At 71.4% G+C, this 23909-nt stretch carries 26 protein-coding genes, 1 other RNA gene and 1 pseudogene; 12 read left to right on the top strand and 16 right to left on the bottom strand.

Annotation, left to right across the window (positions count from 1 at the left end):
* Positions 1 to 32 precede the first annotated feature (32 nt).
* The 4 genes from KBX00_RS14040 to KBX00_RS14025 form a co-directional block, all read right to left on the bottom strand.
* A complete protein-coding gene (locus KBX00_RS14040) occupies positions 33 to 854 on the bottom strand; it encodes a hypothetical protein (protein WP_210826929.1) in 822 nt (273 codons plus the stop codon).
* Positions 851 to 1411 (bottom strand): RNA polymerase sigma factor, encoded by a 561-nt coding sequence (locus tag KBX00_RS14035; RefSeq protein ID WP_301547888.1) that lies wholly within the window; start codon positions 1409 to 1411, stop codon positions 851 to 853. The genes KBX00_RS14040 and KBX00_RS14035 overlap by 4 nt, the downstream gene beginning before the upstream one ends.
* 75 nt (positions 1412 to 1486) lie before the next feature.
* Complete coding sequence (gene npdG, locus KBX00_RS14030) at positions 1487 to 2185, bottom strand: NADPH-dependent F420 reductase (protein ID WP_210826982.1); 699 nt, start codon at positions 2183 to 2185, stop codon at positions 1487 to 1489.
* 177 nt (positions 2186 to 2362) lie between these two features.
* The gene (locus tag KBX00_RS14025; protein WP_210826927.1) at positions 2363 to 3793 is read right to left on the bottom strand and encodes an RNB domain-containing ribonuclease; all 1431 of its coding nucleotides are present in this window, start codon (positions 3791 to 3793) and stop codon (positions 2363 to 2365) included.
* 91 nt (positions 3794 to 3884) lie between these two features.
* Between KBX00_RS14025 and KBX00_RS14020 the strand changes: the two genes are divergently transcribed.
* The 6 genes from KBX00_RS14020 (at position 3885) to KBX00_RS13995 (ending at position 9133) form a co-directional block, all read left to right on the top strand.
* Positions 3885 to 5162 (top strand): hypothetical protein, encoded by a 1278-nt coding sequence (locus KBX00_RS14020; RefSeq protein WP_210826926.1) that lies wholly within the window; start codon positions 3885 to 3887, stop codon positions 5160 to 5162.
* A gap of 256 nt (positions 5163 to 5418) precedes the next feature.
* Positions 5419 to 6687 (top strand): M48 family metallopeptidase, encoded by a 1269-nt coding sequence (locus KBX00_RS14015; RefSeq protein ID WP_210826925.1) that lies wholly within the window; start codon positions 5419 to 5421, stop codon positions 6685 to 6687.
* Positions 6688 to 6730: 43 nt separating this feature from the next.
* Positions 6731 to 7240, top strand: coding sequence for an NUDIX domain-containing protein (locus tag KBX00_RS14010; RefSeq protein WP_210826924.1), 510 nt, complete (start codon positions 6731 to 6733; stop codon positions 7238 to 7240).
* Positions 7221 to 8027, top strand: coding sequence for a nucleotidyltransferase domain-containing protein (locus tag KBX00_RS14005; protein WP_210826923.1), 807 nt, complete (start codon positions 7221 to 7223; stop codon positions 8025 to 8027). Before KBX00_RS14010 ends, KBX00_RS14005 begins: the two co-directional genes overlap by 20 nt.
* A gap of 267 nt (positions 8028 to 8294) precedes the next feature.
* Positions 8295 to 8666: a hypothetical protein gene (locus tag KBX00_RS14000; RefSeq protein ID WP_210826922.1), complete on the top strand. Its 372-nt coding sequence runs from the start codon at positions 8295 to 8297 to the stop codon at positions 8664 to 8666.
* Positions 8663 to 9133, top strand: coding sequence for a roadblock/LC7 domain-containing protein (locus tag KBX00_RS13995; RefSeq protein WP_210826920.1), 471 nt, complete (start codon positions 8663 to 8665; stop codon positions 9131 to 9133). Before KBX00_RS14000 ends, KBX00_RS13995 begins: the two co-directional genes overlap by 4 nt.
* Before the next feature lie 26 nt (positions 9134 to 9159).
* Here KBX00_RS13995 and KBX00_RS13990 read toward each other — a convergent pair whose 3' ends face one another.
* Positions 9160 to 9681: a DinB family protein gene (locus KBX00_RS13990; RefSeq protein WP_301547887.1), complete on the bottom strand. Its 522-nt coding sequence runs from the start codon at positions 9679 to 9681 to the stop codon at positions 9160 to 9162.
* A gap of 369 nt (positions 9682 to 10050) precedes the next feature.
* Between KBX00_RS13990 and KBX00_RS13985 the strand changes: the two genes are divergently transcribed.
* Both KBX00_RS13985 and KBX00_RS13980 read left to right on the top strand, forming a co-directional pair.
* Positions 10051 to 10494 carry a hypothetical protein gene (locus tag KBX00_RS13985; RefSeq protein WP_210826918.1) on the top strand — a complete coding sequence of 148 codons (444 nt, stop codon included), beginning with the start codon at positions 10051 to 10053 and terminating at the stop codon, positions 10492 to 10494.
* Positions 10484 to 11215 carry a hypothetical protein gene (locus KBX00_RS13980; RefSeq protein ID WP_210826916.1) on the top strand — a complete coding sequence of 244 codons (732 nt, stop codon included), beginning with the start codon at positions 10484 to 10486 and terminating at the stop codon, positions 11213 to 11215. The genes KBX00_RS13985 and KBX00_RS13980 overlap by 11 nt, the downstream gene beginning before the upstream one ends.
* A gap of 599 nt (positions 11216 to 11814) precedes the next feature.
* Here the strand turns inward: KBX00_RS13980 and KBX00_RS13975 are convergent.
* The 3 genes and pseudogenes from KBX00_RS13975 to rnpB form a co-directional block, all read right to left on the bottom strand.
* Complete coding sequence (locus KBX00_RS13975) at positions 11815 to 12159, bottom strand: hypothetical protein (RefSeq protein ID WP_210826914.1); 345 nt, start codon at positions 12157 to 12159, stop codon at positions 11815 to 11817.
* Positions 12159 to 12300, bottom strand: a pseudogene (locus KBX00_RS13970) (IS256 family transposase); the annotation flags it as partial. The gene KBX00_RS13975 and the pseudogene KBX00_RS13970, both read right to left, overlap by 1 nt.
* 52 nt (positions 12301 to 12352) lie before the next feature.
* An RNA gene (gene rnpB, locus KBX00_RS13965) (RNase P RNA component class A) lies at positions 12353 to 12763 on the bottom strand.
* 221 nt (positions 12764 to 12984) lie between these two features.
* Here rnpB and KBX00_RS13960 point away from each other — a divergent pair.
* Positions 12985 to 13491, top strand: coding sequence for a DinB family protein (locus KBX00_RS13960; protein ID WP_301547928.1), 507 nt, complete (start codon positions 12985 to 12987; stop codon positions 13489 to 13491).
* A gap of 47 nt (positions 13492 to 13538) precedes the next feature.
* Positions 13539 to 14300, top strand: a complete 762-nt coding sequence (locus KBX00_RS13955; protein ID WP_210826912.1) for a sulfite exporter TauE/SafE family protein — start codon at positions 13539 to 13541, stop codon at positions 14298 to 14300.
* Between the two features lie 105 nt (positions 14301 to 14405).
* On the opposite strand, the gene KBX00_RS13950 is transcribed toward KBX00_RS13955, so the two are convergent.
* From KBX00_RS13950 to KBX00_RS13930, 5 genes are all read right to left on the bottom strand, one after another.
* Positions 14406 to 15614 carry a bifunctional RNase H/acid phosphatase gene (locus tag KBX00_RS13950; RefSeq protein WP_210826911.1) on the bottom strand — a complete coding sequence of 403 codons (1209 nt, stop codon included), beginning with the start codon at positions 15612 to 15614 and terminating at the stop codon, positions 14406 to 14408.
* Positions 15615 to 15617: 3 nt separating this feature from the next.
* Positions 15618 to 16355, bottom strand: a complete 738-nt coding sequence (locus KBX00_RS13945; protein ID WP_210826910.1) for a zinc ribbon domain-containing protein — start codon at positions 16353 to 16355, stop codon at positions 15618 to 15620.
* Complete coding sequence (locus tag KBX00_RS13940) at positions 16352 to 17248, bottom strand: Nif3-like dinuclear metal center hexameric protein (RefSeq protein ID WP_210826909.1); 897 nt, start codon at positions 17246 to 17248, stop codon at positions 16352 to 16354. The genes KBX00_RS13945 and KBX00_RS13940 overlap by 4 nt, the downstream gene beginning before the upstream one ends.
* A 130-nt stretch (positions 17249 to 17378) precedes the next feature.
* Entirely contained in the window at positions 17379 to 17951 is a 573-nt protein-coding gene (locus KBX00_RS13935) for a flavoprotein (protein ID WP_210826906.1), read from the bottom strand.
* Positions 17952 to 17964: 13 nt separating this feature from the next.
* Positions 17965 to 19194: a helix-turn-helix domain-containing protein gene (locus KBX00_RS13930; RefSeq protein WP_210826904.1), complete on the bottom strand. Its 1230-nt coding sequence runs from the start codon at positions 19192 to 19194 to the stop codon at positions 17965 to 17967.
* Between the two features lie 241 nt (positions 19195 to 19435).
* Between KBX00_RS13930 and KBX00_RS13925 the strand changes: the two genes are divergently transcribed.
* A complete protein-coding gene (locus KBX00_RS13925; RefSeq protein WP_210826902.1) occupies positions 19436 to 20116 on the top strand; it encodes a bifunctional DNA primase/polymerase in 681 nt (226 codons plus the stop codon).
* A 301-nt stretch (positions 20117 to 20417) separates the two neighbouring features.
* On the opposite strand, the gene KBX00_RS13920 is transcribed toward KBX00_RS13925, so the two are convergent.
* From KBX00_RS13920 to KBX00_RS13910, 3 genes are read right to left on the bottom strand one after another with little or no spacing between them, the layout of a single operon-like run.
* Positions 20418 to 21155 (bottom strand): FAD:protein FMN transferase, encoded by a 738-nt coding sequence (locus KBX00_RS13920; RefSeq protein ID WP_210826900.1) that lies wholly within the window; start codon positions 21153 to 21155, stop codon positions 20418 to 20420.
* Between the two features lie 47 nt (positions 21156 to 21202).
* Positions 21203 to 21748 (bottom strand): FMN-binding protein, encoded by a 546-nt coding sequence (locus KBX00_RS13915; RefSeq protein WP_210826898.1) that lies wholly within the window; start codon positions 21746 to 21748, stop codon positions 21203 to 21205.
* A gap of 13 nt (positions 21749 to 21761) precedes the next feature.
* A complete protein-coding gene (locus tag KBX00_RS13910) occupies positions 21762 to 23087 on the bottom strand; it encodes a ferric reductase-like transmembrane domain-containing protein (RefSeq protein ID WP_307868613.1) in 1326 nt (441 codons plus the stop codon).
* 555 nt (positions 23088 to 23642) lie between these two features.
* On the opposite strand from KBX00_RS13910, the gene KBX00_RS13905 reads away from it, so the two are divergent.
* On the top strand, positions 23643 to 23900 hold the full coding sequence (locus tag KBX00_RS13905; protein ID WP_204006085.1) for a DUF3040 domain-containing protein: 258 nt from the start codon (positions 23643 to 23645) through the stop codon (positions 23898 to 23900).
* The last annotated feature ends 9 nt before the right edge of the window (positions 23901 to 23909 follow it).

The raw sequence follows: 23909 nt of genomic DNA, 5'->3' as shown, positions 1-23909 counted from the left end.
CCCTGTTCGGCAGGGGCACCAGGGCGTTGCTGTCACTGACGTTGCCACGGCTCGGCGGGCTGGCACGCGGGACCGGGGGCGCCGTAGACGACCGCGCCGGCCGGGTCGACGTAGCAGCGACCGAGTAGATCGAACGGGGTGAACAGCGGTCGCCTGTCGATCTCGACCCCGGCCCCGTCGTAGGCGACCAGGTCCGCCCCGTCGTTTTCGCTGACGCCCTCACCCACGAGACCAAACGCGCCTCCTGCGACCCGGGCCGGCGTGATCGTGCCATCGGCCTGCTGCAACACCAGCCGGTGCACCCGCGCGCTGACCCGCCCGATCGCCACCACCTCGCCATCGTCGGGGTCGGTCAGGGTGAGCAGGAGCCGCTGCACCGGGCCGGGCAGCCAGGCTCTCCGCCAGGTCGGATCGTCAACGGAGGTCGCCGTGCCACCCGACCACGACTGGTGGGGTGGATCCCAGAGGTCACAGGCGACGTAGTGCTGATCGGTGAGGAACATCAACGCCGCGTGGTCGCCCTGTTCCACGGCTACCGCCAGATCGGCGATGGTCGCCGACGCCCGGGCCGGCTCGTCACCGAGGGCCAGGCACCGCTCGGCGGACTGCCGCAGCGTCGGTGACAGCTCGTCCGGCCCGAAGGCTAGAAAGTGAGCCCCCCGATCCGGATCAGGCCAGGTGACCACTCCGATCGTGGCGATCATCGCGGCGGCGACGAGCGCGACGGCGACCCGGCGACGGACCGGCGCAGGGCCCGACACCGCCCGCACCTCCGTCACGACTCGGGCCCGTATCCGAGCCGCCCGCCCGGCCGGCAGGTCACGCTCGGCGGGCGGGCGGAGCAACTCGTTCATTCGTCCTCCGCATCGAGAAGTTGACTGGCCAGCCGGGCACGAGCCCGGCTGACCCGGGAGCGAACCGAGCTCTCGCTGATGTCCAGCACGACCGCCGCGTCGGCGTAGGACACGCCGGACCACAGGCACAGCGCGACGGCTTCCCGCTCGGCACGAGGCAACCGGCGCACCGCAGCCAGGATCAGCCGCATCCGTCGCTCATCGTCCACCCGCCCGGCCGCGTCCTCAGCGACGTCGCGTTCCGTAGCGCGCTCAAGCGGTATCCGCCGCAGCAGCGCGCGCCAACGCCGCGCCGAGCGGGTCTCGCCGCGGGCGGTGTTTGTGGTGATGACGAGCAGCCAGGGCAGTATCGAGCCGTCGACCAGCCGGGCGTCGTCGCGACGGCGCCAGGCGACCAGGAAGGCCGACTGCGTGACATCCTCGGCCAGCGACCAGGACCCGGTGAGCCGGAACGCGTGGTTGTAGACGGTCCGCGCATACCGGTCGAACAGCAGCGCGAACCGCACCTCGTCGCCGGCCACTGCCGCCGACCACAACTCCTGGTCGGTCGGCTCCATCTGGATCGTCACATCACACTATGGCCGGCAGGCCCGGCGGCGTTGCGTCGGCGGCGACGAGCGGGGCGCGCGGGTTCAGAGGTCGGTGACGCGGACGCCCGCGTGCGCCTTGTAGCGCTTGTTGATGGCGATCAGGTTGGCGGTGAACGCCTCGATCTGGTGCGCGTTGCGCAGCCGGCCGGCGTAGATGCCACGCATGCCGGGGATGTGTGCGGCGAGCGCGCCGACGATGCCGACCAGCTCCCGCTCCTCGGTGCAGATAAGCACGTCCAGCTCGATGCGGTCGATCTCGGGGTCGGCCAGCAGCGGAGCGCTCACGTGGTTGAACGCGGCGCAGACCCGGGAGTCGGGCAGCAGCGCGGCGGCCTGCTGGACGGCGCTGCCCTCCGGCACGGGCAGCGCGTACGGGCCCTGCTTGTCGAAGCCGAGCGGGTTGACGCAGTCCACGACGATCTTCCCGGTGAGCGGTTCGGCGAGCGCGCCGACGGTGGCGGCGTGCCCGTCCCACGGCACCGCGATGATCACCACGTCGCTGCGCCGGGCCACCTCGTCGTTGTCGGCGCCGGTGACGCTGCCACCGGCCGGCACGCCGGGCAACGCGGCGATCTCGGCGGCCGACTCCGCTGCCCGCTGCGCGGAACGGGAACCGATGAGCACCGTCAGACCCGCCCGGGCGAACCGATAGGCGAGTCCACGGCCCTGGTCGCCGGTGCCACCGATGATGCCGATGGTGAGCCCGGAAACGTCGGGCAGGGTGCTCGGGTCGTATGCCATGGTCGTCATCCTCGCAAATCCGCTGGCCCGGCAGCAGCGCCCGACGCTGTGACAATGCCCGCTGCGGCGGTCGCCGCGCCGGCTCAACCGACAACACAGCTCGCGGCACGACAGCCGACGCAGCTTCGCGGCGCCCGATCGAACCGGCGACCCGGGTCGCGGCGTGAGTTCGGAGTGTCAGGCCAGTTCGAAGGCGACCGAGCGGGTGGCCGGATCGGCGGCGACCAGTCGGACCCGGACCCGGGTGCCGAGTGGCAGTTCACCGAGGCAGCGGGCACGTACCGGCGGGTCGTCCAGGGCAACCGTGCCGCCGGGCGGACGGCCCGGGCGGGCCTTGCCGTTCGACGGCGCGTCGACGTCGAGCACGGCGGCGTCGAAGGTCTCCCCTACCCGGTGCTCCAGCAGCACCGCCTCGGCCAGGTCGATCGCGCCCCGGCTCGCCGCGGACGCGGCGCGGTCCGTGGCCGCCATCACCGCCGGCAGTCGGGGAAGCGCCGCGCGGGCCCAGTCGGGCACCGCACGGCCGTCGTGCAACGCCAGGCAGACCTCCGTGGCGTACCGGTCGGCGAGTCGTCGCAGCGGCGCCGTGACATGGGCGTACGCGGCCGCGACCCCGCCGTGCGCCGGCTGGTCGGGCGGCTCGCCGTCGAAGGAGGTGTACGCGGCCGAGCGCATCAGCTCCGCCGCCTGGTCGATGAACGCGGCGGCCCGGGGCTGGGCCGGATCCAACCGGAGCAGCAGGTCACCCACGCCCACGTCATCCGGCCAGTGCACGCCCAGCGGGCCGGCGGCGGCCCGCAGCCGCTGCACCGCCTCGGGTTTCGGCGCGGGCATCGTCCGCAGCAGGCCGATCCCACCGGCCAGCATCAGGTCGGCGGCGGCCATCCCGGTGAGCAGGGAGATCTGCGCGTTGTGCTCCTCCATCGGCACCGGTGCCCGCAGCACCAGCCGCCAACCGTCACCGTCGGCCGCCACGTCCTGCTCGGGTATCGGCAGGTTCACTGCTCCCCGACGCAGCCCTCGGGCGGTGAGCAGCGCACCGACCTCAGGCAGCAGGGCGATCGGCTCGGGTAGCCGGCCCGCGTCGGCGTCGGCCTGCACCTGCGGGTACGCCAGTTGGGCCCGGCTGCGGACCAGGGCACGCTCGACCACCACCGCGGTGGTGCCACCGTCGGCGTCCAGGTCGATGGTCCACAGCACGGCCGACCGGTCGACGTCGGGCAGCAGGCTCGCCGCGCCCTCGCCGAGGGAGCGTGGATGCAGCGGCACGTTGCCGTCGGGCAGGTAGACCGTCTGCCCTCGGCGCCAGGTCTCGTCCTCCAGCACCCCGCCCGGGCGCACGTGGGCGGCGACGTCGGCTATCGCGTACCGCACCCGGTAGCCGCCGGGGCGCCGGCTGAGGTGCATCGCCTGGTCCAGGTCGCGCGAGCCGGGCGGGTCGACCGTGACCAGCGGGATGTCCGTGCGGTCGACGGCCGGCCCGGGCGCTGCCGCGGCTGCCTCGTCGGCCTCCCGCTGCGCCGCCTCCGGATAGGTCTCAGGCAGACCCAGTTCTCGGCGCAGCGCCCCGAAGTCGATGCGAGGTGCCAGCACCCGTCGGATGACCATGCGCCCATCCTGACAGCCCCGAACACACCTCGCCCTCCACCGAGCGACGGGTCGTCGGCGTACGCCGGGTCAGCCGGCCGTCCGGCGCCCGGTGCCGGACGTCGCCCGCCCGGCGGCCGTCTTCGCAGGCGCTCGTCTCGCCGCCGCCCGCGACGCGGGTGCCTTCTTCGCAGGTGCCTTCTTCGCCGCCGGGGCCTTCTTCGCGGGCGCCTTCTTCGCGGGGGCCTTCTTCGCCGTCGTCTTCGACGCGGGAGCCTTCTTCGCGGGAGCCCGCGACGTGGCCGTCTTCTTCGCCGCCGTCGCCCGGGTCGCCGCCGTCGTGCTCTTCCGGGCGGGCGCCTTCTTGGCCGCCACCGTCTTCGCGGGTGCCTTCCGCGCCGGAGCCTTCTTCGCCGCCGTCTTCCGCGCCGCGGTCGACGTACTCGTGCGCGCCGCCGCCTTCTTCACCGCCGACGTCGCGGTCTTCGCGGGCGCCTTACGCGCGGCCGATGTGCTCCGCGTACCCGTCGCCTTCTTCGCGGGGGCGGTCTTGCGGGCCGGAGCCGCCTTCCTCGCGGACGTGGTCTTCCTCGCGGGGGCGGTCTTGCGGGCCGGCGCCGCCTTCCTCGCCGACGTGGTCTTCCTCGCGGGGGCCTTCGCCGCCGTACCCCGAGCGGCCGTGGCCTTCTTCGCGGGCGCCGTCTTGCGGGCCGGGGCCGTCTTCTTCGCAGGGGCCTTCGCCGCCGCGCTCCGGGCGGGCGTCGCCTTCTTAGCGGACGTCGCCTTCTTCGCGGTGGCCCGCTGCGCCGTGGTCGTGGTCTTGCGCGGGCCGGTCCGGGTCGACGCCGAGGTGGTCCGCGCGGCGGGTGCCTTCGTCGGTGCGGTCTTCGCCGACACCGTCTTCTTCGCGGGCGCCACCTTCCTGGCCTCGGCGGTCTTCCGCGCCAGGGTGGCCGCTCTGGTCGAGCTCTTCGCCGTCGACCCGCCGCCGGTCGCCTTACGGGCGGCCGGTGCGGTGCCGGACGCGCGGCGGGTGGACGGGGTACGGGCGAGACCGGCGGTGCGTTCCGTCGCGGCGGTCTTCCTCGCGGGCGTACGCTTCGCGGCCGGGCGGGTGGCCTGTTGCGCTTCGGCCATCTCGGTTCCCTTCATGGGGACGTGCCGCCGCCCTCGCGACGCACGCAGTGCCTCGGCACGGGAGGCGTCCCGCGCCGTCTACCTGTCCTCCCCGGTCCAGCGGGCGTCCTCGGCCTCCCACGCCTCGTTGCGTTCCCGCACCTGTTGCAGGGCGTTCTCCGCGTCGGCCGCCGAGTCGTACGGGCCGAGAACGTGTCGCGCCGGGCACACGTCGGCACCGGACTCGACCCGGTGGTGTCGCGTACACCAGTAGTAACGTCCACGTCCGCTGTCGCTCATGGCATCACTGTGCACCGGGAAACGACCGACCGCCACCGGAACACGGCAAGTCACCAGGCCCTTCCACAGTAGACGTGCTCCCTGCCCTGCGGGCCTGAACTGCGAAAATGCTCGTTCCGACCACCTCCACGCCCGATCGCCGGAGCCCGTCGGCAGGCGTGCGCCGAGGAATGTCGATCATCCGAAGGGCCACTGTCCGGGCGATGCCGAGTGCACCACAATCTGCCTCCATGACCACCACAGCCGTGCCGGCGACCGACTGTCCGCATTGCCACACCGGGACGGTCGCCGAACTCGACGCCGCACCATGGTGCCCGGCGTGCGAGTGGAACCTGGAGGCGTACGACGCGAGCCGCAGCCGGCCCGTGTTCGGCTGGGTCTGGGTCGACCGGCGGGCGCACCGGCTGGCGTACCGGATGACCCGCCAGCAGTTCGACCGGCTGTCGGCGCGACCGATCGGCGCGACCGGCGCCGGGGCGACGAAGGTGTTGATCATCACGGCCTCGGTCCTGCTGCTCGCCGGGGTCGTCGCGATCGCGGCCATCGGCCTCTGGCTGACGCTACGGTCGTTTCCGAGCCTGACCCTGCTGCCCGGGGTCACCCTGCTCGCCTTCGCCTTCGTGCTACGGCCACGGTTCGGCCGGCTGGACCCGGACCTCACGGTGCTGTCCCGGCAGCAGGCCCCGGACCTGTTCGCACTTGTGGACGAGGTCGCGGCGGCACTCGACACACCGACGCCCCAGGTGATCGGGGTGGACGGCGACCTCAACGCGTACGCCGGCCAGGTCGGGCTGCGACAGCGGCGGGTGCTCTGTCTCGGCCTGCCGTTCTGGGGCGCGCTCGGTCCGCAGCAGCGGGTAGCGCTGCTCGCGCACGAACTGGGTCACTTCGTCAACGGTGACCCACGCCGGATGCTGCTCACCCAACCGGCGTTCCGTACGCTGGGCGAAGCCGCCGACCTGTTGCGGCCGATGGACAACGGGCACCGCGGCGGCCTGCTGGAACTGCTCGGTGCCGCGCTGGCAAAGGTGTTCCTGGGCACCCTGTCCCGGCTGCTCGCCGTGGCCCATGTGGTGCTGCTCTGCATAGCCCTGCGGGACGGCCATCGCGCGGAGTATCTCGCCGACGAGATGTCCGCGACGGCCGCGGGTTCCGAGGCGGCGACCGAACTGCTCGACCAGACGCTGCGGTCGGAGTCGATGGCGCTGGCCGTACGCCGGGAGTCGCGGGCCGGGCACGGTCCGGTTGCCTGGCGGACCGCGGCGGCCGAGTCGCTCGCCGCCGCCGCACACCGCCTGCCGCACCTTCGGCAACTCTCCGTACGCGAGGAGGCGTCGCTGTTCGCCACCCATCCACCGGTTGGACTTCGCCGGCAGATGGTGGCCAGCCGCCGTTGGCACGAGCCGAAGGTGGTGCTCACGGAGGCCCGTGCCGAGCGCATCGACGCCGAGTTGGCCAAGGAATACGAGCGGATCCGCCGCCAGATCAGTCTGTCCTGACCCGGCGGAGGGCGCGGGCACCTCGGCGGGCTAAGGTCACCGGATGGGCGTACCGGACTACATCCTGCGGATGCGCAAGCACGTCGGCCACGACCTACTCTGGCTACCCAGCGTAAGCGCGATCGTCCGCAACGACGCGGGTGAGCTGTTGCTCGCCCAACGGGCCGACGACGGTCGCTGGTCGGTGGTCAGCGGCTTCGTGGAGCCGGGTGAACAGCCGGCCACCGCCGTCGTGCGTGAGGTGCTGGAGGAGACCGGCCTGGCGGTCGAACCGCTGCGGCTCAGCAGCGCCGTGTCGCACCCGCACACGTACCCGAACGGTGACCACTGCGAGTACCTCAATCTCGGTTTCCACTGCCGGTTGCTGGGCGGCGAGGCGCGCGTCAACGACGACGAGTCGTTGGACGTCCGGTGGTTCCCGCCGGGACGGCTGCCGGACCTCGACGAGCACGCCCGGCTGGTCATCCGGCACGCTCTCGGCGGCGAGACCTCGGCGTTCTTCCTGCCGGCCGGCACCCTGTGGGGCGAGCCCGGTGAGCTGGAGTACGCCTGAACCGCTCCGGCGGTACCTGAGCGACCTGGTCACGGTCGCCGACGAGGTGCTCGGTGCCGAGCTGTGCGGTGCCTACGCGGCGGGCTCGGTGGGGCTGGCCGCGTACCAACCTGGACGCAGCGACGTGGATGTGGCACTGGTCTGCTCCAGCCCGCTGGACCACGACGTCGCCGAGGGTCTGGTGGCCCGGCTGCGGCACGAGGCCCTGCCCTGCCCGGCGCGCGGCCTGGAACTTGTCGTGTATCGACAGGCGGTGGCCCGATCCGGCAGTCCCGAGCCGGGTTTCGAGGTGGAGCTGAACACCGGCCCACGGATGGACTTCCGGGTGTCGTACGGCCCGGCGCAGCGCCCCAGCGCGGACGGTCTGTTCTGGTACGGCCTGGACCGCAGCATCCTGCACCAGAGCGGGCGGGCCCTGCTCGGTCCGCCCGCCGCCGACGCCTTCGCCGACCTGGCCCCCGACGACCTGCGCCGACTGGTGCTGGACGCGCTGCGCTTTTGGTTGGCGCGACCGTTGCCGGCCGGAGAGGTGCCGGCGCCCGGAACCGAGGACGCCGTGCTCGGTGCCTGCCGTTCCTGGGTACGCCTGCGCCTCGGGGTGTGGCTGCCCAAGGTGGCCGCCGCCCGGCGGCTGTTGGACGAGGCCGGACCGCTTGTCGACGCCGACACCACCGACCTGGTCGAGCGGTCGATGGCCGCCCGCGACGGCGGTGTGCCACCGACCGGGGCGGCTGCCCGCGCCTTCCAGCGACGGGTGCTCGCCGACCTCGCTGCCGCGTCGGCCTGATCTCGTCGAGCGTGCTGCCCGGTCGTCCGGGTGGGATCGGGGACGCAGGCCCCGCAGTTAGCAGACGGACTCGGTCCCCTGGCATCAGCCGCTGCGGCGGTTGTGGGCCGCCCCGGTGGTCACCCACCGTGGTCCGCTCAGCCTGTTCGCGCTGCACAAGATGCGGATGGCAGGTTGCGTGTGCGAGTCTCATCCGAGTTTTCTTCACCCGGCACGACCGCGTACCGGGGCGCACCGACAGCTCGTCAGCAGAACCTGGAGAGGCACGTGGCAAACCTCGACACCGCACTGAAGGACGCCATGACGATCGACGGCGCCATCGGCGCCGCGCTCGTCGACTACACGAGCGGGATGACCCTCGGCGTCGTCGGTGGCACCCCGGAGATCGACCTCACGGTCGCCGCCGCCGGCAACACCGACGTGGTACGCGCCAAGATGCGCACCATCGAGATGCTCAAGCTGAACGACGAGATCGAGGACATGCTCATCACCCTCGGCGGCCAGTACCACATCATCCGCCCGCTGACCGGCTCCAACGGCAAGGGGCTGTTCCTCTACCTGATGCTCAGCAAGACAAGGTCCAACCTGGCGCTGGCCCGGCACCAGCTGCGCACCATCGAGGAGCAGCTGGAACTGTGAGCACCGGCGACACCTTCCTCCCCCGCCGGACCGCGCAGCAGCCGAAGCTCCCACCGCCGGTCAAGCTTCCCCCGTCGCTGGCCGGTGACCCGTCGCTGCCGTACCCGGCGATCGGCACCGAACTGCACGAGTTGCGCCTACAGATCCCCGGGGTGCAGGGAAGTGTCCTCGGTGGGGTCGACGGCCTGCTCATCGCCCACGACGTGCCCGACACCCTGGACCCTGACGACCTGGCCGCGATGGCGGCGGCGACCTTCGGCCTCGGCCGGCAGGTCAGCCTCCGCCTCGGCCAGGGCCAGTTCCGTCAGTCCACCGTCCGCAACGAGGCCGGCCACTTCTCCGTGTACGCCGTCGGCCCGCACGCGCTGCTGTCGGTGGTCGGCGCCGACGCGATAAACGTCGCCCGACTGCACCTGCACGCCCCACCGGTCGCCGAACGCCTCGCGAAACTGCTCGCCCCCGCCTGATCGGCGGGTCGGAGGTGCGCCACCGGTCAGATGGCGCCGGTCGAGCCGTCGGTCAGTTCACGGAGAATATCTGCGTGCCCGACGTGCCGGGCCGTCTCCTCGATCAGGTGCACCAGGATCCAGCGCACCGAAACCTCCCCCAGCTGCGGGTGGGGCACCACGTGGTCGAGGTCGAACCGGGCCGCCACCTCCCGCGACCGGGCGCACTCCGCCTCGTACGCCGCCGACAACCGCTCGACGGTGTCACCCGTGGCCAACGTGAAGCTGGCCGTCGCGTCCTCCTCGGAGGTGAGATAGACGTCGCCTGGGCCGGGCGCGAGCAGGCACCGGAACCAGTTGCGCTCCACCAATGTCAGGTGCTTGACCAGGCCGGCGAGGGTGGTCGCCGACGGCACCAGCCGGCGGGCAGCCTCGGCGTCGGAGACCCCCCGCAGCTTGCGCAGCAACATCGCGCGATGAAAGTCGAGAAACGAGTCGAGCACGGCGCGTTCGTCTGCCGTGGTCGACATCATCGCTACGGCCACGGGGTCGGGACGGCTCTCCACCATCCTCGGACCCTATCGGCGGCGACCCACCCCCGCTGTCCCGCGAGCCGTCCCCAGTACACCTCGATACGTCAGCGTTGATCAGTACGCCGACTGCGGCTTTGCCGTATGGGCGACGAGCCTTTGAGCAGTCAAAGAAGCATGGAGGTGCATCCACCAGTGTTGTCATATTCCCGACTCTGGACAATCGGCGACACCTCCCGTCGTACTGCTTCTGCCTGCGGTAGTAGTTGGATGCCCGGGCCAGCGAATCGGGAGATCATGGCATCTTCAACATTGATCAGCATGGACAGAATCGCCTTGCTGGACCAGCTCCCGCCGAGGCACCGGGTCACGCCCAGTGATCGTTTGCGAACCGCTATGCTCCCCGCCATGTCAAGAGAGGCGGAGCGGACCCTCCGAGTCGAGCAGGCCGTCCTGCGCGCCGAGCAAGCTGAACTACGAGCCGACCAACTCCGCTTGCAGGTAGCAACGCTCGAAGGGCAGATCCGGCAATTTCGGGGCAAAGACCAGCTGTCCCACGAGCGCTTCAAGCTGTGGCGTAGGGGCATTGATGGTGGATGGTGGGCCGCAATAATCGCCGCGAGCTATTTTCCCCTCACTGCCGTCGAGCCGCTCGCCCGCCTTGTCGCCGAGCAGCGCACCCAACCGGACGCAGGGATGTGGGTCGCAATCGCCTTTTGTCTCGTGGTAACCTCGGGTTGGCTCGTCACGGCCAACATTTGCCGACTTCGAAAGACAAAAATTAAAGTACAGCGCAAGCGTCTCTCAGAACTGGAGCGCGAGCTAAACGAGCTGCAGAAGGGTGGAAGCTGACATGCACGTAACCTCGGCACTCCTTCTGATCATGCTTCTCGGCATCGCGCTGACCCCATTCTTCGTTATATATCAACTCACCAGTCTTGCACACAGCTCATACCGAAACAGGCTATGGATACTCCGCGACAAGATAACTGACGACCTACGTAGGGGAAAAATAGCTAGGAGCCATGCCGCCCAATCAGTGCAGAACATGATCGAGGAACAGATTCAGGTCGCCGGGCGACACACTATCGCTGATTCCCTACTAGCGATCGCCATATTCAAGGTCGACGGGGACACCTCTGTTTTCGAGGACATACTCGGCGCCGGCGAGACACCCGAGGACCAGCAGATCCTAGTCAGCTACCTTCGCGACTACAGAGTTGCGACGGCAAAACATCTGATGTGGGGCTCGACTCTCGGCTGGCTGCTATCCCTCGTCCTGTACATCACAAAGTCTCTCGTCTGGATCTTCAGCCGAGTCCAGAGTGTTTTTCGCGCTACAGACAAAGGTAACTCGTCACGAGCGACAGTAGTGCCGTCGCAAGGTGACTCACGCAAGCAGACTAGGGGCGACGTCGACCGACAGCCCGCGAGGCGCCCAGAGCGCCAGGGCACTGGGCACGCCCGAGAGATCCGGCAGAAGATCGAGCGGGCAGAGGTGGAGATCATGCCAACCGCAACGCCTCGACGCCACCGAGGATCGATGCGCGAGTTTGTCGACGCCAGAGCCTGACGCTACGACACGTCTCGCTTCATCTCGGACGTCAATTTGTGGTGCCTGCGGGCAACTTCCGAGCGGTCCGACTCAAGACCGTACCGCAGAATCGCGTCCAAATACTCCTCGGCAACGCGCTCGACCGTGGCCGGCGCAAGGATCGAGATTTCGGCCAGCGCGGCGTTAGCACTCGCCCGCGCGTGTCGGAAAGTTGCGACAGCCTCGATATCTCCGTCGCTCGACGCACCATCTCCGACCAAGCGGGTAGCACAGTCCCTCATCTCATGGGTCGCCTGCAGGAATCGCCCGTAGAGTGTGCGTCTCTCCGACTTGGCCGCACGGTCCCCTTGCACCCGAAGCGTCTTGTGTGCCATCCAGGCAGTCACCGAAACCGTCGCCACTCCCACTGCACCGGTTGCCGCCGGAGCCACCCATTCCCAAGCCACGCATCAATACTCACATGTCAGTAATCGTTAATCAACTCATCCGATTTGTCCAAGGACACGCCAGTGATCGCATCGACTTTACCTGTCGATCGCCGGTCTGGGCCGAGAATCGCATTGGCAACAGGTCGCTTCCTGTGGACGGGTGAGGCAGGTCAGTCCGGCAGCAGCCTTCTATCCGTTGCCCGCAAGTAGGCGGCGGAGCCTGCGGATCTCGGTGATCAGGCGAGGGATGTTCTGGCGGGCACTGGCGATCAACTGGGCGTTTTCATCCCAGCGTTCGTCCGCGACATCAACATAGCGGGGCTGCTGGACGAGGGTGGCGGCCACAATCTCGTGATGGTCAAAGTCCGGCCAGCGTTCACCGAACCCGGTGTCGGGGCTCGTGCTGATGGCGACCAGGCTCATGGCGAAGTCATCGTCGAGTTGACGCACGTACCAGGGGCCGGGAGTAGCGGCGTTGGCAAGATCCTCGATCTCGGCGAGCTCCTGGTCGGTCATCGGTTCTGGGTTGTCCATCAGGCGACGATCTCCTCACGTTCGACCAGGCGTCCATGGGTAAACCGCGCGCCAGCGCGGACGAGAGCGACGAGGTGGGGTGCGTTGACCGCCCGCCTCCGATCCTGCGGCCTCGATGAGCTTGAACGCCATCGCGAGGCGACCGGCCATACAACCAGCAGAGCCTTGGTCACGGCTCTGAGCTGGAGGGCGACGGACGAGTCGACCTGTACGCCGGATTCTGTGCGCGGCGCGCACCTGGGGTGCGTGCCGGCGGCGGCCATCCATCTCGGCCTGCCGTTGCCGGCAGGCTCGTGCGGCCTACCCGCAGACATCGGGCGGGCCGCCCTCAAGCGTCTGCGCGGGCGTCATCCTGCGATGACGGCCCTTTCTTGGCCTTGCTCCGGGTGGGGTTTACCGAGCCACCCCGGTCACCCGGGGTGCTGGTGGGCTCTTACCCCACCGTTTCACCCTTACCGTCCCCGATCGGGCCGGCGGTCTGTTTTCTGTGGCACTGTCCCGCGGGTCGCCCCGGGTTGCCGTTAGCAACCACCCTGCCCTGTGGAGTCCGGACGTTCCTCGGCGGCGGGCCGGAACCCGCCGACGCGACCGCCCGGTCGACTCGTCCGTCGCGTACCCATCCTAACGACACCGGGTCGCCGGCTATGCCGCGCCCGCGTCGAGACCGGCGGCACAGGGCAGGGGCGGCTCGACGGCCTGCGGAGGCAGCAAGATCCCTGAAGTTGCCGCCTCCGCCGGACCGCGACACCGCAACAACCCTGAAGTTGCTGCCTCCCCGTGGGCCGCCGGGTGGCTCGACGGGGTACGCATAATGGCGCGGTGACGATGCCACCGTTTCCCGAACCGACCGTGCCGGCCGACGGGCGGGCCGAGGTGTTCCTGCGCTACCTCGACTATTTCCGGGAGAGCGTGCTGGCGAAGGTGGCCGGGCTGGCCGAGGCGGAGCGGCGGGGTAGCCGGCTGCCGTCCGGCTGGACTCCGCTGGAGTTGCTCAAGCACCTGCGCCACGTGGAGCTTCGCTGGATCGAGTGGGGGTTTCAGGGGCGCGACGTCGCGGACCCGTGGGGCGACCATCGGGACGACCGGTGGTACGTGGCGCCGGAGGAGAGTTTCGCGGAGCTGACGGCCGTATTGCGGGCTCAGGGCGCGCACACCCGGGCGGTGGTCGAGGGTGCCGACCTGGCCGCGCGCGGTGCGCCGGGGCCGCGGTGGGAGGGCGCGGATCCGGCATCGCTGGAGCGGGTGATGTTCCACCTGGTGCAGGAGTACGCCCGTCACCTCGGGCACCTCGACATCGTGGCCGAGTTGGCCGGTGGCCCGGTCGGCGAGTAGCCGGGGAGGGCGACCGGCGTGCGTTCCGGACCGCTAGCCTGTGGATCATGGAACTCGCCGACGCCGCATTGCTGGTCGCCGCCGGTCTCGCCGCCGGCACGGTCAACGCGGTGGCCGGCGGTGGTTCGCTGATCACGTTTCCGGCGTTGCTCGCGATCGGGTTGCCGCCGGTGCCGGCGAACGTCACGAACTCGCTGTCGGTCTCCCCCGGGTACCTCGCCGCCGTTGCGGGCAGTCGGGTGGATCTGCCCCGGTCGCGGTTGCTCGCCGCGCTGCTGCCCACCACCGTGGTCGGCGCGCTGGCCGGTGCCGGGCTGTTGCTGGTCACCCCCGCGCGGGCGTTCGAGGTGGTCGTACCCTTCCTGGTGCTGGGGGCGACCGCGCTGCTGGCGTTCCAGGATCCGCTGCGCCGGCTGGTCGGCCACCCGCGTGACCTGGCGCCGCGCCGCCGCGCGGTGACCGTCCAGGTGGTGGTGGCGGTGGCGGCGGTGTACGGCGGCTACTTCGGTGCCGCAGTCGGGGTGATGCTTGTCGCCGGGCTGGCGCTGGTGCTGGACGCGACGCTGGCCCGGGTGAGCGCGATCAAGAATCTGCTCTCCGCCGTGATCGGTCTGACCACGGTGGTCGTCTTCGCCGTCGCCGGCCCGGTGAACTGGGCCGGCGTGGCGGTGGTCGCCCCCGCCACGCTCGTCGGCGGGTACGCCGGCGCCCGCCTGGTCCGCCGGCTCCCCTCGGTGGTCCTGAAGACCATCATCGTCGTCTTCGGCACCCTCATCGGCACCTACCTCCTCTGGCGCGCCCTCGCCTGAACCCGCGATCTTGCACTTCCTGACCCCGCGAATCGGGACATCAGTTACTTTTCGGCGACCAGAAGTGCAAGATCGGCGAGGCGAGGAGCGGGGCGAGGAACGGGGTCAGAGGGAAGCGAGGTGGGCGGTTTCGTTTACCGAGCGGACGGCGACGCCGCCGTCGGGCCAGCGGTCCAACACCGAGACACCGGCCGCGTCGAGGTAGAGGCGGTGCAGGAAGGAGTCGGTGGCGGCGAGTGCGTCGCGCAGCATCAGCTTGATCGGCGAGACGTGCGAGACCACCACGACGGTCTGACCGGGGTACCCGTCGAGCAGCCGCCGCACCACCCGGGCGCACCGTTCGGCGACCGCGGCGAACGATTCACCGTCCGGCGGGGCGACCCGGGTGGAGGCGAGCCAGGCGTCCAGTTCACCGGCCCAGCCCTCGCGTACCTCGGCGAAGGTGCGTCCTTCCCAGGCGCCGAAGTCGCATTCGATCAGCTCGTCGTCACGGCGTACCGGCAGGTCACCGAGGGCGGCGGCGATCGCCTCGGCGGTCGCCACGCAGCGGGACAGCGGTGAGCTGACCACCGCCACGGCGTCCGGCGCGAGCGCGGCCAGCCGCGCGGCCGTGGCCCGCACCTGGGCCTGGCCCGTGCTGCTGAGGGGGATGTCGCCACGACCGGAGTAGCGGCCCTGTTCGGTGTACTCGGTCTCGCCGTGCCGCACCAGGATGAGCCGGGTGGCGGTGAAGCTGGGCCGGGGCTCCCAGGACACCGGTGCGCTGGTCAGGTCGGCACCCGGTGACTCGGCGCGGGCGGCGACCTCGGCGGCGCCGCCACCGGCGGGCTCCGGACCGCCGAGGCGACGCGGCGGCTCGACCACGCGGGGCGGCTCGACGGTCGGCGTGGCGACGCCGGCCGCGGCCGCGGCGTCCATCGCGGCGTTGGCGAGGGCGTCGGCGTGAGTGTTGCGGTCCCGGGGGATCCAGCCGAACCGTACGGCGGAGAAGCGGCCGACCAGTTGGGCGGCCTCGGCGGCCAGCGGGCGCAGCCCCGGGTGCTTGATCTGCCAGCGGCCACACATCTGCTCGACCACCAGCTTGGAGTCCATCCGGACCTCGACCTCGTCGGCACCCAGTTCGACGGCGGCGGCCAGGCCGGCGATAAGTCCCCGGTACTCGGCGACGTTGTTGGTGGCGGTGCCGATCGCCTCGCTCCGCTCGGCCAGCACCTCGCCGGTGGCCGCGTCGCGCAGCACCGCGCCGTAGCCGGCCGGTCCGGGGTTGCCCCGGGATCCACCGTCGGCCTCGACGAGCACCGTCCGAACGGCCACCGGCTACAGCCCGGACTCGTTGGTGCGGACCATGATCCGGCGACATTCCTCGCAGCGGACCACGTCGTCGGGGTCGGCCTTGCGGATCCGGGCCAGGTCGGCGCCGGAAAGCTCCAGCCGGCATCCGCCGCAACGGCCGGCGGTCAGCAGCGCCGCACCGAGTCCGGTGTCGGTACGGATCCGGTCGTAGAGCTGCACCAGGTCGGTGGGCAGGTCGTTGGCGAGGGGCTGCCGGGCGGAGCGTTTGAACTCCTCCTCGCGGCCGATCTCGGCGAGGCTGTCGTCGCGCCGCTGCTCGGTGGCGGCCCGCCGTTCCCGCACCTCGGTCAGCCGTTGTTCCACCCCGTCCAGCACCGACTGGGCGGTCTCCCGCTGCTCCATCAGCTCCAGCTCGGCGTCCTCCAGGTCGCTCTGCCGGCGGTTGAGGGATGCCAGCTCGTGCTGGAGCGCCTCCAGTTCACGGGCCGGGCCGGTGCCGGCGGCCAGCCGGTCCTCGTCCTTGGTCTTGCGCGCCCGGACCTGGTCGACGTCCTTCTCCAGCCGGGCGATGTCGCGGTCCAGGTCGTCGACGGCCACCTGGGCGCGGACCCGCTCGTCCTCCAGGGCGGACAACTCCCGGGCGAGGGTCTCCAGCTCGGCCCGCTCGGGCAATGACCGACGCCGGTGGGCGAGCTGGGCGAGGGCGGTGTCGATCGCCTGGAGATCGAGCAGGCGGCGCTGGACCTGGGGGTCAGCCTTCACGGTCGGGCTCCTTTGTCGTCCGCTGCGGGTTCGTCCGGCGCGCGTTCGTCGGGGTGCGGTGCGGCGGCGTGCACGGTCCACGGGTCGGTGTCCAGGTCGGACACCAGGGTCTCGACGCCGGGCGCGGCCCGCAGCAGCGCCGCGAGGTCGTCCAGCCACGGCCGTTCGGTGGCCCAGTGGGTGGCGTCGAGCAACGCCGGCCCTCCGGTGGCGAGGTGCTCGCCGGCCGGGTGGTGGCGCAGGTCCGAGGTGAGGTAGGCGTCCACCCCGGCCGCGGTGGCGTCGGCCAGGAAGCTGTCCCCGGCGCCACCGCAGACCGCCAGGGTACGCACCGCGCGGTCCGGATCGCCCGCGGCGCGCACCCCGGCGGCGGTGGCCGGCAGCACGACGGCGGCCCGATGGGCCAGCTCAGCCAGGGTCAGCGGCTGCGGCAGCCGGCCGATCCGGCCGGCGCCGCGACCCTCCCCCTCGGCCGGTGTGCCCGGGCGGGCGGGTTGCAGCGGGCGCAGGTCGAGCAGGCCGAAGCGGGCGGCGAGGGCGTCGGACACACCCGGCACGGCCACGTCGGCGTTGGTGTGTGCGACGTACAGCGCCACATCGGCCTTGATCAGCTGGTGGACGATGCGCCCCTTGTAGGTCGTCGGCGCCACCGACGACACCCCGCGCAGCAGCAGCGGATGATGGGCGATGATCATGTCGACGTCGGCGTCGAGCGCTTCCGCGACCGTCTCGGGAACCACGTCCACGACGCAGAGGATCCGGCGTACCGGGGTGGACGGCTCACCGAGCACCAGGCCGACCCGGTCCCACTCCTCGGCCCAGGCCGGCGGGTAGTGCCGCGCCACCTCGGCCACCACGTCGGCGACGGTCGGCACGGCTGCGGTTGTGCTCACGGCCGGTGAGCTTACCGGCGTCAGCCCTCCTACCGGACGTCACCCGGCCACGGACCTTCGCCGTGGCCGGGCCGTGAATTCTCCGGCGGCGGTACCGAGCTGTCGCCCGGGCCGAACCGGAGGCGTCACCTCAACCGGTCCGGCAGAGGCGGTCCCGCACGGCGGTCAGCGGCAGCGCCCACGGAAAGGTGTGCTGGTGCCGCTCACCCGTTCCGGGCGGATGCAGCGGGTAGACGTCGTCACCGAAGAGCACGCCCACCCCCCATTCGGAGAGCCGGGCGAGGCCCGCCCGGAAGGCGGGGTGGGCGGCCATCGCCGCGTTCGTGTACGGCACGGCCACCAGCGGTATCCCCCGACCCTGCGCCTCCACCAGCAGCCCCAGGGCGAGGGTGTCGGCGATGCCGGCCACCCACTTGTTCACGGTGTTGACCGTGGCCGGGCAGACGATCATGGCGTCGGCGGTGGGCAGCACGTCGGGGTCGCCCGGGTTCTTGTAGTGCGTGCGTACCGGGTGGCCGGTCTGCCGCGCCAGTGCGGTGCGGTCGACGAACTTGGCGCCGTCGGGCGTGGTGATCACGCAGACGTCCCACCCGTCCTGCTGGGCCAGGTCGACGAGCCGGCCCACGTCTCGGGCCAGTGGCGAGCCACAGGCGATGATGTAGAGCACCTGGCGGTGCCCGTCGTGGCGGTGCGAACCGGTCATGCCGGCTCCGAGGTCATACTCCTACTCCCATGTGCTCAGCCAACTCTGCGATCGGCGAAGGCGGCGCACCACGTGTGCGACGAAGCACGTCCGACATCACCTCGTGCGCGATCGGGCGGCAGCGGATCTCGGACGGTGCCAGGCGGTCGCCGCGCAGCAGCATCTCCCCGGCGTTGGCGACGTCGCCGATCAGCGCGTAGCCCCGGGCCAGGTCCAGCAGGTGGTGCGCCCGGCGTTCGGGCAGCATCGCGTCGAACGGCGCCGGCTGGATCCGCTGGAGGTGCACCTCGACGGCCCGCCCACCGTCGCCGAGCTCGACAGCGGCCGCCGCCCGGTGCAGCTCCACGTTCGTCGGCCCGAACGAGGTCCAGTAGTGGTTCTGGTCGCCGCCGAGTTCGGTCGCCGCCGCGTGGGCTCCGTCGAGCAGATCCTCCACGGTGGCGGTGTCACCGATGCGTGAGGCGGCCATCGCGCCCTGGAGCAGCAGCATCCCGTAGACGGACAGGCGCTCTGGACGGCTGTCGTTGCCGCCGCCCGGAGCGAGCTGGTTGGCGATCCGCACGTTCAGCTCCAGGGCGGGCCGGGGCCGACCCATCGCCACCAGCGCGTTGCAGACCCGGGTGGTGGCGACCCCGGCGAGCAGTGGATCGTCGGCGCGCTGCGCGACCGCGATGGAACGGTCGGCGGCGAGCCAGGCGAGATCGCACTCGCCCAGCTTGCGGAGCACCGAGGAGGCGAGCTGGTAGACCTGCCCGAGCAGGTGGGCGGCGCGCTGGGACTGGTCACCGCCGTAGGCGGCGTCGGCCGCCTGGGCGTCGCGGAGCAGCTTCGGCAGGGCCCGGGTGAGCATCCCGTAGCGACCGTACTGGTAGGTCAGCCAGGCGTGGGTGACCGCCTTGCTCATGTCGGCGAGCGGCGGCGGGCTCGGTACGGCGTCGAAGTAGGCGCTTATCGAGTCGTACCGCTCCAGGGCGGCCCGGATCTCCTCGACCTCGAACTGGTCGATGCAGTTGAGTGCGTCGGTGCGCCGCTCCGGGTCCTTGCCGAGCAGCAGTTGCACGTCCATCTGAAGGATGTCGGCGATCTCGTAGAGCACGGAGAACTTGTCCAGCCGCCGTACGCCCCGCTCGATCTTGTCGACCCAGCTCTTCGACTTGCCCAACCGGTCGGCGAAAACCTGCTGTGACATCTTGCGCCGGCCGCGCCAGTAGGCCACCCGCCGCCCGATGGGTAACTCGTCCATCTGCCCAGTCCTCCCCTTGCTGGAGCCCTGGCCGGGGGCCGGGGGCCGTTCCGTGGGCGCGGCGATCCGTCCGTAGACCAGGTTTCCGCTGGTCGCACAGGAGGTGCGTCAGCCGTCCGGCCGAACCTCGTACTTTTCGTGCAAGTTGCATCGGCCACTTTGTCAAACAGAACGAGGACGGGCTGCGGCAGTGACGGGTCTCGACGTACGAGCTGGCGCCGGCCGGGCGCGGCGAGGGGAGATGGCACCAATGTGGGGGAATGTCGGGCCACACGTGGCGCGTCTGTCGCCGTTGGAACGGGTACGACTGCGCCGGGTCGCCGTGCGCTACGCCCTGCACGGGTGGGCGGTGACCCCGGGCGCCTGCCTGGCGCGCAGCCGCTTCGTCTGCGGCCGGGCCGGCTGCCCGACGGTCGGCTGCCATCCCGCGCTTGAGGACTGGGAGCGCGCCGCCAGCACCGATCCGGCGCGGGTGGCCACCTGGTGGCGGTCCCGGCCGCACGGCGTACTGCTGCCCACCGGCCGTTCCTTCGACGTGCTGGAGATCCCCGCCCACCTGGGCCGGCTGGTCCTGGACGCGGTGCGCGTCCACCCGGTCGGCCCGGGGGTACGCGGGCCGGTGCTGGTCAGCCCGACCGGACGGTGGATGTTCCTGGTCCGCCCGGGCGACCCGCTGCGACCGGAACTGGAGCACTGCTTCGACGTGGTCCTGCACGGCCGCGGCTCCTGGGTCGCGGCGCCACCGACCCGGCTGCCCGAGGGACAGGTCCGCTGGGCGGTCGCACCGGAGCAGGCCCGGTGGCAGCTACCGGACTCCTACCTGGTGCAGAACACGCTTGTCGAGGCGCTACGGGCGACCGGCGTGACGCTCACCTCGGCGCTGGTCCCCGGCCAGTTGCCACTGCCCCGCCGGGGCCGCTGAAGCGGGTGGCCCGCGCTGCGACGCGCCGGCAGCGAGACCCCGACGGACCAGCGCTCGTTGAACCCTTCGACGGCGCGCCTGCGCCGGGAGCGGGGATGCGATGTCCACCGGCGACACCAGAAACCATCCGGGCGGCGCAGAGCCGCCCCGGCGACACCGGCCCGGCCACCGCTGGGCGGCCACCCGTCCCCCGGGCGCCCGACCCGGCCGTCCGCGACCGACCGGATCCCGCCCGGCCAGCACCCACCGCCCGGCCCGCTGGCCCTGACCCGGCACCAGTTTCCCGCGTACGGGCGGGTGGTCAGTTGACGGGGTCGGTGGTGCTCAGTGGCAGGTCGGTGGAGTGCAGACACCGCGCGTCGTCGGTGACCACCGCGTGCCGGTACCCGGGCAGCCGATCCAGCCAGCCGATCCCGGCCACGCCCATGGCCACGGCCGCGGTGGCGTACGCATCGGCCAGCCCGAGGTCGGGCCCGACCACCGTCACCGACCGCAGACCCCGGGCCGGGGCGCCACGACGTGGATCCCGCACGTGGTGGCCGCGTTCGTAGACCCCCGACGTGGCGACCGCGAGGTCCGTCCCGCTGAGCACCAGACAGACCGCCGACGGGTTCCAGGGATGCCGGACGCCGATCCGCCACGGCAACCCGGTCGACGAATGCCCCCGTACCCGGACGTCACCACCGGCGTTCAGGCAATGGTTGTCGGCACCGGCGGCGCGCAGCCGATCCGAGGCCACCTGGACCGCCCAGCCCTTGACGTATCCGGACGGGTCCAGCCCGCCGGTGGCGTACGCGTCGAAGAAGCCGTCGGTGGCACCCCACAGGTCTGCGCAGCGTTCCAGCACCCGGCGCAGGTCGGCCGACGCCTCGGAGAGCAGCAGCTCGCCCCGGTCGAAGCGACACACCTCGCTGTCCGGCCGGTACGTGCTGAACCTCGCGTCCACCTCCCGCAGCCAGGCGAACACCTCGTCGGCCAGCGCGGCCAGCTCGGTCATGGGCCGGTCGTCGGCGATGTCGAGGCTTACCGGAGTACCCATCACGGGTTCGACCCGTCGCAGCCCGGGTCGGGTAGCGGTGGCCATGCTCACCGGGCCTGATCGATCGCGGCCTGCACCGACCGCCGGTAGGCGTCGCTTGTCGCGGTCGCGCCCGAGACGGTGTCCAGGTCGGCGCTCTGCCGTTCCACCACCATGCCCACCGTCCCGCTGTACCGGCTGTCGACCTGGTCGCTGCGCTGGTCGGACTGGGCCGTCCCGCGCGGCAGTCGCAGCGCCGCCGCGTTGACGATCTCGTCGCCGACCACCGTGATGCGGACCTGCACGTCACCGAACTCGTTGCGCACCACCGGCCCGACGACGGTGCTGGGGCTGGGTTGCGCGGCGGGTGTCTTCGGGGCAGCACTGGAACCGGACCGGCTCGCCCCGGAGGCGCTGCGCGTCGGCTTCGGCGAGCTGCTGGCCTTCGGTTTCGTCGCGCCCTTGCCGGGTGTCGGTTCCGCCTTTTCGGTGGCGGTGGGTGCCGGGGCAGGCACCGCCTGGGCGAGGTGACCGGTGCCCGGGGCGGCCTTGAACACCACGAGCGCGGTGGTGCTGGCGGCCAGGCCGGTGATCGCGAGTAACGCGCGACGCATGCGATGGACCCTCTCAGAGTTCGAAGGTGGCGAGATGGATCTGGCGGCGGCGGACGCCGGCCTGCCGGAGCACCCGGCGATACTGCTCGACCAGGCCGGGTGGTCCGCACAGGTAGACGTCGCGACGGGCCACGTCCGGCACCAGCCGGCGCAGTCCGTCCGGGGTCGTCACCTGCCGTGGGCCCGGGTCGTCGCGGGAGCCGACGACGTACCAGACCCGCAGGCCGCGGTTGCGGGTCAGCCAGTCCAGTTCCTCCCGCAACAGCAGGTCGGCAGGGGTACGGGCCCGGTAGATCAGTGCGGCGCCCGGCGGCAGTTCCTCAAGCATCGCCCGCAGCGGGGTGATGCCGCTGCCGGCGGCGATCAGCAGGGCCCGCTCGCGGGTTCGGTGGGCCGCCGTGCAGGTGCCCGACGGGCCGACCGCCCAGACACGCACGCCCGGGTCGAGGTTGCGCAGGTCCTGGGTGTGCCGACCGACCACCCGCACGGTCAGGCGCAGCCAGCGGTCGTTGGCGGCGGCGGAGACCGAGAACGGGTGCGACTGCCACCAGCAGCCCCGGGTCAGGAAACGCCAGCGGAAGAACTGCCCGCCCAGCAGCTCCAGCCGGTCGAGACCAACCCCGGTCAGATAGAGCGAGACGGCGTCGGGGCTTTCCGGGACCACGTCACCGACCCGTAGCCGGTGCCGCAGGTTGAACCGCAGCGGGACGATCACCCGACCCCACAGCCACGCGGCGACCACCAGCACGTACAGGGCGATCCATCCGGTACGCGCCGGGCCGGGCCGGAACAGCTGGCTGCCGTTGCTGAACTGGTGGGCGAAGCCGAGCAGCAGCACGGCGTACGCGGCCAGGTGGGTGGCGTGCCACAGCTCGTACGGCAGCACCCGGCGTACCGCCCGCACGCTGGCCAACCCGACCAGCACCAGCAGGCCGGCGGCGGCGAACGCGGCGGCCATGTCCTGGTACTCGCGGAACATCACGCCGGCCTGGCCGAGCAGCGAGCGACCCTCCAGCCCGGCGTAGCCGACCAGGATCAGGGCCGTGTGGGCGAGCACCGCGACCAGCAGCGTGGCGGCGACGTCGCGATGCCAGCGGGCGATCCGCTCCCCGCCGGCCCACCGTTCCAGCACCGGCAGGCGGCTCATCATCAGCATCTGGACCAGCAGCAGGTAGCCGGCGACCAGTCCGGTGATCTGCCCGGCGGCGGTGGTCATCGCGGTGGCACCGGTCAACGAACCGGCCGGGGTGTCCCGCCACCACGGCAGCACGCTGGCTACCAGACCACCCAGGAACAGCACGATCAGCAGCCGCCGGCCACCGGCGCCACGCCGTGGCACGGCCGGCGGTGACGCCGACGCAGTCGGCCCCGGCCCGGTCGACCGGGGATCGGCGTACGGGCGGGGGTAGGTCGTCACGCGCCGCCGCCGCACTCGTCGAGCTGATCGGCCATGCACCGTTTCCGATTCCTGCCGGGAGCGTCGACCCGGGACGTGACCGGTCTCCCGAGATGCGACGACTGATGCCTGAGGGTTTGCCCCGGGAAGGTAGTCACCGGTCGGCACCGGCGACAAGGCCGGCAGATCGGGGGCAGTCAACGCGGCGCCCATCGGAGGCCGACGTCGGGCGGTTACCGGCCGATCGGGTACGCACGTCACAAGCAGGCCCTTTGCCGGCCGCCGCCGCCGCGCGGGCGACATTTCCGTCCCCGGTGCCGTCGCCGTGCCGGGCCGTCACACCGGTGAAATTTAAGACGCGGATAAGGGGCCGCTCAGCTGTCGACCGGCCACGCGGGTGGGTCGTCGGTCACCAAAGTAGCAACAGCAACAGCGCGTGAGCCCGCTCCGCAGCGGGTATTCCGCCGCACCGTTGCTGAACGCGTGAGGGGAAGGCACATGCTCAGCAAAGAGGACCAACGCAGATTCGAGCAGATCACCCGCCACCTGCGGGAGAGCGATCCGGCGTTCTTCGCCCGGCTCGACAATCGGGCCCGGGGTCGGCACGGCCGCTGGCTGCTGTTGTTGACCGTCGTGCTCTGGGCGGCGCTGCCGGCGACCACCGTACTCGCCGGCCGGCTTGCCGGGGCGATCTTCGCGGTGGTGCTGTTGACGAACGCGGCGCTGATGTGGCGGTTCCGCCAACGTTGGCTGTGAGTGTCAGGG

It is taken from the genome of Micromonospora sp. C95 (assembly GCF_018070465.1).
Lineage (GTDB): Bacteria > Actinomycetota > Actinomycetes > Mycobacteriales > Micromonosporaceae > Micromonospora.
Note: the sequence above shows the minus strand (reverse complement) of the source record. Positions and strands in the feature narration are given on the sequence as shown.

Coding starts and splice junctions, on each gene's coding strand:
- KBX00_RS14040 (WP_210826929.1), bottom strand. CDS start 854: ATGAACGAGTTGCTCCGCCCGCCCGCCGAGCGTGACCTGCCGGCCGGG.
- KBX00_RS14035 (WP_301547888.1), bottom strand. CDS start 1,411: ATGGAGCCGACCGACCAGGAGTTGTGGTCGGCGGCAGTGGCCGGCGAC.
- npdG (WP_210826982.1), bottom strand. CDS start 2,185: ATGGCATACGACCCGAGCACCCTGCCCGACGTTTCCGGGCTCACCATC.
- KBX00_RS14025 (WP_210826927.1), bottom strand. CDS start 3,793: ATGGTCATCCGACGGGTGCTGGCACCTCGCATCGACTTCGGGGCGCTG.
- KBX00_RS14015 (WP_210826925.1), top strand. CDS start 5,419: ATGACCACCACAGCCGTGCCGGCGACCGACTGTCCGCATTGCCACACC.
- KBX00_RS14010 (WP_210826924.1), top strand. CDS start 6,731: ATGGGCGTACCGGACTACATCCTGCGGATGCGCAAGCACGTCGGCCAC.
- KBX00_RS13990 (WP_301547887.1), bottom strand. CDS start 9,681: ATGGTGGAGAGCCGTCCCGACCCCGTGGCCGTAGCGATGATGTCGACC.
- KBX00_RS13985 (WP_210826918.1), top strand. CDS start 10,051: ATGTCAAGAGAGGCGGAGCGGACCCTCCGAGTCGAGCAGGCCGTCCTG.
- KBX00_RS13975 (WP_210826914.1), bottom strand. CDS start 12,159: ATGGACAACCCAGAACCGATGACCGACCAGGAGCTCGCCGAGATCGAG.
- KBX00_RS13960 (WP_301547928.1), top strand. CDS start 12,985: ATGCCACCGTTTCCCGAACCGACCGTGCCGGCCGACGGGCGGGCCGAG.
- KBX00_RS13955 (WP_210826912.1), top strand. CDS start 13,539: ATGGAACTCGCCGACGCCGCATTGCTGGTCGCCGCCGGTCTCGCCGCC.
- KBX00_RS13935 (WP_210826906.1), bottom strand. CDS start 17,951: ATGACCGGTTCGCACCGCCACGACGGGCACCGCCAGGTGCTCTACATC.
- KBX00_RS13930 (WP_210826904.1), bottom strand. CDS start 19,194: ATGGACGAGTTACCCATCGGGCGGCGGGTGGCCTACTGGCGCGGCCGG.
- KBX00_RS13925 (WP_210826902.1), top strand. CDS start 19,436: ATGGCACCAATGTGGGGGAATGTCGGGCCACACGTGGCGCGTCTGTCG.
- KBX00_RS13920 (WP_210826900.1), bottom strand. CDS start 21,155: ATGGGTACTCCGGTAAGCCTCGACATCGCCGACGACCGGCCCATGACC.
- KBX00_RS13915 (WP_210826898.1), bottom strand. CDS start 21,748: ATGCGTCGCGCGTTACTCGCGATCACCGGCCTGGCCGCCAGCACCACC.
- KBX00_RS13905 (WP_204006085.1), top strand. CDS start 23,643: ATGCTCAGCAAAGAGGACCAACGCAGATTCGAGCAGATCACCCGCCAC.